A 6447-nucleotide genomic window follows, 5' to 3' on the forward strand; every position below is an offset into this window, starting at 1 on the left:
TATGCACTGGCACTTGCACATGAAGCGCGCGGCCCTGCTGGCTGTGCTCTTCGCGGCGTCCGGGCTCACCGGAGTCGACGCGCACGCACAACAATGTGGCCCCGAAGCACCTCCCCCCGCCGTCCCTCTCACTGACCAGATGAGCGGCACGCGGATCTTGCGCCGCCTCGTCCTCGGTCTCACGGGGACGACGCCCACCGTCGAGCAGTACGAGGCGATGGCGGCCGCGACCACGCCCGAGGCGCGGGAATCCATCCTGCGCTCCACGCTCGAGGCCGCGCTCGCCTCGCCGAAGTTCTACGAGCGGATGGTGAACTTCGGCCACGAGTGGCTCGCGGTGGGCGCATACACCACCGGCGCGGCGGGTGACGCCTACCAGGGCGACATGTCCGGCCACCTCTTCAAGTGCGGCGCCAACACCGCGCACCCGGGCGCGTACTACGCCGTGCACGAGTTCGGCGATTCGAAGGACCCGGCCAGGCAGTGCCAGGACCAGGACGCCGACGGCAACCCCGCCGTGCCCGAGGTGCACCAGGTGGAGCCCTGGTGGGCGCCGGGCACCACCGTCACCGTGCTCGGCAAGGCCGGCTCCGACGTCACCCAGGTCACCGACAGCAAGGGCCAGCCGGTCGACTGCGGCCTCGCGAACGGCGGCTACTACGACCCCATGCTGCCCCCCGCGTGCGGCTGCGGCCCGAACCTGGTGTGGTGCAGCCCGCTCTCCGGCCTCCAGGGCAACAGCAACCACGACTTCGGCGTGCAGCGCCGGCACCCCTACGAGGAGCCCGCGCGCCTCTTCGCGCACCTCGCGTGGCACGACCGGCCGCTCTCGGACCTCCTCCTCGGGAACTACTCGGTCGGCACCAACTGGCTGCGCGCGCTGTACGTGCGCTTCGGCCGGCAGATGGGCACCAGCGCGCTGGACAAGAACACCACGTGGTGGCGTCCCGACGCGGACAGCGCGCCGCGAGACCCGCTGCACCCCACGCCGAATGATCCACAGGCGTGGCGCGAGTTCGTGGTCGAGGACCTGGAGCCCTTCCACCTCTCGCTCACCCCGAACCGGGCGCGCTCCGGCAGCATCGACCGCACCTACCGCTTCGACCCGCGCACCACGACCGACGCGCCCCAGGGCCTCCCCACCGCGGGCGTGCTCACCATGATCGGCTCGCTGTCGTCCTTCCCGCGCGAGCGCGTCCGGGCCGCGCGCTTCCTCGAGATGTTCGCCTGCCAGAGCTTCTCGCCACCGCCCGCGGACGTGCACTTCCCGCCCCTGGAGGTGGACCCCGGCACCGGCGGCACGTGCCTGCACTGCCACCGGACGCTCGACCCCGCGGCCATCTCCTTCAAGCGCTGGGACTTCAACCCGGCCCAGAGCTTCTACGTCCCGTGGCCCTTCATGCCGGGCGTGGGCCGCTACCGCATCACCAAGGAGTGGCTGTCCGGGCAGTACCCGTACACCGGCACCTCGCCGGGCTACCGCTGGAAGAACGCGTTCGTCCCCAACACCCTCCTCACGCCCGTCACCCCCGAGCAGGTGAAGGCCAACCCCGAGGCGGTGCTGCTCGACACGATGCCCGACACGTACACGCTGCTCGGCGAGCACGGCGACGGCACCATGGGCCCGCTCGGCTTCGGGAAGCTCGTCGTGCGCTCCGGCGAGTTCGACCGCTGCGTCGCGCGCAAGATGTATTCGCTGTTCATCGGCCGTGACCTGAACCCGGCCACGGAGAAGGGCTTCATCGACAAGCTCGCGCGGGAGTTCGTCGCGGGCGACCGGAAGCTGAGACCCTTCATCCGATACCTCTTCGAACAGCCCGAGCTGCGGAGGGGCCTGTGATGAACACGTTGCGTTCGACCCTGCTGGGCGCCGCGGTCGCGCTCCTCTCCGTGAGCTGCGTCGGAAATATCTGGGACGCTCCTGGTGACTCGCCGGAGGACCCGGGCGGCGACAACTGCGCGGCCGTGAGCAAGAACGACGAGATCCGTCTCGCGCTCGCGCCCGCGTGCCAGGGCTGCCACCTCACCGGCAACAAGCCCTTCTTCGCCTCGCTCACCGCCTTCGAGAACGGGCTCGTCTACAACGAGAAGTACGTGAAGCGCGGCGACCCCGCGAACAGCATGCTCATCCAGATGCTGAACGGCGTGGCCCCCGGCAGCTATCCCCAGATGCCGCCCGGGCAGCCGTACAACGAGCTCGTCAGCAGCGGCCGCGTCACGATGACCATCGCGCAGGTGGAGGACTGGATCCGGAACCTGCCGGCCACGCCCGCGCAACTGGAGGCCCCCGTGGCGGAGGAGTTCAGCGTCCGCCGGCTCACCGCCGAGGAGATGATCATCAGCCTGATGGATCAGCTCGGGCTCACCCTCGAGGACTTCGTCAGCACCACCGACCCCAACTGGCGCAACAAGCCGTACGTGGCGAACGGCGGCAAGTTCTTCATCTGGCCCGGGGACTGGGCCCCCGGCATCTCGGGCGAGTACGTCTCCGACTCGCGCAGCGTCGAGCGCTTCGAGGCGCTCGGCGGCGGCAATTCGCTCCTGTACCGCAAGCGGGACGTAAGCTTCGGTCCGTCCGCCGCGCAGACGCTGGTGCAGATGTCCCAGGCGTGGTGCGCGCGCGCCGTGGACAAGAAGAACAACCCGGCGGTGCTGCGCTACGTGACGCTCGCCGACACCTCCAAGAGCAACCCGGACGCGGTGCAGAAGAACCTGCGCTCGCTCCACCTGCGCATGCTCGGCCAGCCGCCCTCGGACGCGGAGGCCCAGGCGCTGTACGAGCAGGTCTACCTGCCGCTGGAGGCGCAGAGCACGCGCCTCGCCTGGATTGGCGTCTGCGCGGCGCTCATCCGTCACCCGATGTGGATCACCTACTGAGCGAGGACACCATGCCGAACACCTCTCGTCGCACCCTGCTCAAGTGGGCCCTCGGCGCGGGACAGCTCGCGCTCCTCGAGCGCGCGGGGCTCCTCGGTTCGAGCACCGCGCACGCCGCGGACGTCGACGTCCCCTCGCGCCTCGTGGTGCTCTACATCCCCGGCGGCTACCGGCCGGCGTACTACTTCACCCCGATGGAGGACGCGGACATCCCACTCTGCGTCCCCACGCCCTCCAACCACAGCGGCGAGCCCGTCTTCTTCCAGGCGAGCCAGTTGGTGAACCTCGCGCCTCCGAACGGCTCCTACAAGCCGCTGCGGACGTGGCAGTCGTGGAACCCCGCCGACCCGGCAGCGCGCGGCAGCTACAGCCCGCTCATGTACGGCTACACGCACTTCGCGCTGGCGGATCAGCTCAGCGTGCTGCACGGCATCGACCAGGGCACCAACGACCACTCGAGCGCGTTCATCTCCTCGATGTGCGGTGTCGCCGGCGCGGACTACCGGGCGCCCGCCGTGCACTCGGTCATCGCGAACCACCTGTACCAGAAGTACCGCGAGAGCCGGCCGCTGCCCTTCGTCGTCGTCACCGGAGAGCGCGGCATGCCGGTGGGCATGGGGCTGCCCTCCCACGCCTCGCCCCTGCGCGTGCCGTCCATCGAGGCGCTCAAGCCGATGCTCTCGGCGAAGCCCTCGGACAACCCGTGGTGGACGGGGCTCGACGCGCGCACCGAGGCGCCCGAGCTGGACGCGCGCGGCAAGCCCACCGGGGGCACGTTGAAGACGACGGCCATCGAGCGCTTCTCGCTGACGCGCGCCCAGCAGCTCCTGGGCCGCTCGACGGCGAAGGTGGACACCTACCTGGAGGGGCTGCACGGCTCGCTGTCGTCGGTGTCGCGCGTGCTGGCGACGGACGTCGTGTCCGTGCTGGAGAAGACCAAGGGCATCGAGATGATGACCTCGAACCGCCCCGCGTACCTGTCGAGCTACCTGTCCAACCAGTCGTTCACGTACACCTTCGGCCTCGCGAACTTCCACCTCACGGGGCTCGACCCGCGCATGGACCTGGCGCTGCGCCTGCTCAAGGCGGACCTCTGCACCTCGGTGCACGTCTCGCTGCAGCAGGACTTCGACACGCACAACGGCCTGGGCCATGGCTACAGTTGCGCGCACGGCCGCGGGATGATGGACAACGTCGCGCGCTTCCTCGGCGAGCTCAAGGCCGCGCCCGCGCCCGGCAAGCCCGGCAAGACGCTGCTCGACGACACGCTCGTGCTGGTGATGAGCGAGTTCGGCCGGAGCTGGGCCTCGCGGAGCAGCGACGGCAGCTACTACCTGCCGGACGATCACCACCCCTACACGTCCGTCTGCTTCGCGGGCGGGAACGTGGCGGGGAACCGGCAGGTGGGCTCGTACACCCCGCGAGGGCTCGGTGTCCCGGTGGACATCATCGAGGAGAACGGCCAGGCCTCGAAGCGCGTGCCCCGCTCCGCGGACGCGGTGACGACCGCGCTGCGCATCCTGGGCATGGAGACGCACGAGTTCTTCATCCCCGGCGGCTACGGCGAGGTCGTGGGGCTCCGGAAGGCGTAGTCCCGACCGGACGGGTGGAGGGCCCAGGGTGCAGGGAAGGCACTCTGGGCTCTATTTTTCGGTGAATACTGTTGCCCTGGGGTGTCCCTTCCGGCGCCGTTCCCCGGCGTTCAGAAGGAGGACGGCACCCCGCAGCAGGCAGGGCCTGGAGCGGCTATGCCGCTACGGGGCGCGGGGCGCGCTGGCGCTGGAGCGGTTGTCACGAGCGCATGATGGCCGCATCGCCTAGCGGATGAGACGCCCGCTGCCGGACGGCACCACGCACCTGCTCTTTGCCGGGCTGGGACTTCTACGGCGTGTGGCGTCGCTGGTGCCTCCGCCTTGGACAAACCTCACGAGGTTCCACGGCGTCTTCGCTCCAGGCGCGCAACTGCGGCCATTTCTGGTCCCCCAAGCAGGAGAGGCGGAGGGGAGCGTGGTGCTCCGTAACCGTCCGGCCAATGACGTGCCGCGAGGCTTGATGACAGACGCGGACCGTGCTCGGCGAGCGCCGCGAGGAGTCAGTTGTTCAGGGACTGGGCTGGAGGGGTGACTCGGGCGGGTCGGCGGCATGTCGCCGCTTCCACTCGTGGGGTAGCAGCTCACCGATGCGCGAGTGAGGGTGCGTCTGGACGCGCAGCAGGACATCCGCGAGGTAGTCCTCGGGATTGACCTGGTTGGCCTCACAAGTGGCGACGAGGGCGTAGAGGCCGGCGAGGTTTTCCCCTGCGGCCTCGTGGCCGACGAAGAGGAAATTCTTTCGGCCCAGCGCCGCCTTGCGCAGTGCTGCCTCGGAGCGGTTGTTGTCCAGGGGCAGACGCGAGTTGGAGACGAAGCGCGTCAGGGCGTCCCACTGCTTCAGGGCGTAGGAGAGGGCCTGGCCCATGGGGCCCTTGGGCAGGTGACGCGCGGCCTGCGCCTCCAGCCACGCGCGCAGCGCCAGGAGGACGGGGAGGCTCTGCTGCTGGCGCAGCTCGCGGTGCGCGTCCGTGCGCACGACGCCCGCGTCGCGGGCCAGGGCTTCCACGCGGTAGAGGGCGAGGATGAAGTCCAGCGCCTCGCGGGCCTCGGGGGCAGTAGCCAGCGCGTCGAAGAAGCGGCGACGCACGTGCGCCCAACACCCGACGCGGCTTCTGCCCTCCGGCAGCGTCACCGCGTTGTAGCCCGTATAGGCATCCACCACGAGGGCGCCCCGGGTGCCGCCCAGGACTTCCTTGGGCGTCGTGCTGGCTCGGCCGAGGCTGAAGCGGTAGCCGATGAGCCACTCGCCCGTGGGCGTCTGGGTGAGGAAGGTCCAGAGGTAGCCTTGCTTCGTCTTCTTCACGTCCAGCACGCGAAGCGGCGTCTCGTCCGCCCACACCACCTCGGCGGCGGCAATGACTCGCAAGAGGTGCTGGGACAGAGGCAGCAGCACCGAGGCGGCCTGGTGGAAGAGGTCCGTCAGCGTGCTGCGACTCATGGGCACGCCGCTTCGCTCCACCCGCTGGGCCAGCCGGTGCAGGGGCATGGCATCCGCGCACTTCGACGTCACCACGTGGGAGAGGAAGCCGGGGCCGTACTCGCCCCGGTCCACCACCCGGGCCGGAGGCGGAGCGGTGACGACGCCCCGGCCGCACGCGCATGCGAGGACTTCCTGCACGTGCACCTGCTTTTCGAAGCGCGCGGGCACGTACTCGTACACCACCGAGGTTTTGCCCTTGCCCAGGGGCTTCAGGTCCTCGCTGCCGCAGGCGGGGCAGTGGCGCTCCTCGGCCGGCACCGCGTGGCGAATCTCTCGCGCCGGGGCCTCCTCGGCTTTCCGGGCGGCTCGCTCCTGGCGCTTCTGCTTAGCGGCCTCGGCCCGGGCCGCCGTCGAGTCCGCGTCCCCGCGCAGCTCCGTCGCCACCGGCGGCAGCCTCTCCGTCCTCCGGCCGAAGACGTGGCGCTGCAGGGCCGCAAGCTGCCCCTTGAGGGCGTCCACCTCCCCGCCAATGCGGCTCACCTCGGCCTTGAGCTCTTC

Annotated in this window: 4 protein-coding genes; 3 read left to right on the forward strand and 1 reads right to left on the reverse strand. The window is 70.1% G+C overall.

All coding sequences use genetic code 11. From position 1 onward, the window contains the following. Window positions 1-157: 157 nt before the first annotated feature. Genes K8612_RS24965 through K8612_RS24975 form a run of 3 tightly spaced genes read left to right on the forward strand, consistent with a single transcriptional unit; the run spans window position 158 to window position 4469 of the window. The gene (locus K8612_RS24965) at window positions 158-1840 is read left to right on the forward strand and encodes a hypothetical protein (RefSeq protein WP_223764130.1); all 1683 of its coding nucleotides are present in this window, start codon (window positions 158-160) and stop codon (window positions 1838-1840) included. After that, complete coding sequence (locus K8612_RS24970) at window positions 1840-2877, forward strand: hypothetical protein (RefSeq protein WP_223764131.1); 1038 nt, start codon at window positions 1840-1842, stop codon at window positions 2875-2877. Before K8612_RS24965 ends, K8612_RS24970 begins: the two co-directional genes overlap by 1 nt. 11 nt (window positions 2878-2888) lie before the next feature. Beyond that, a complete protein-coding gene (locus K8612_RS24975; protein ID WP_223764132.1) occupies window positions 2889-4469 on the forward strand; it encodes a DUF1501 domain-containing protein in 1581 nt (526 codons plus the stop codon). Window positions 4470-4977: 508 nt separating this feature from the next. On the opposite strand, the gene K8612_RS24985 is transcribed toward K8612_RS24975, so the two are convergent. Beyond that, the coding region (locus K8612_RS24985) for an IS66 family transposase (protein ID WP_306799720.1) at window positions 4978-6447 on the reverse strand (1470 nt) is incomplete at its 5' end.

Origin of the sequence: Corallococcus sp. AS-1-6 (assembly GCF_020037015.1) — a bacterium.
Classification (GTDB): domain Bacteria; phylum Myxococcota; class Myxococcia; order Myxococcales; family Myxococcaceae; genus Corallococcus.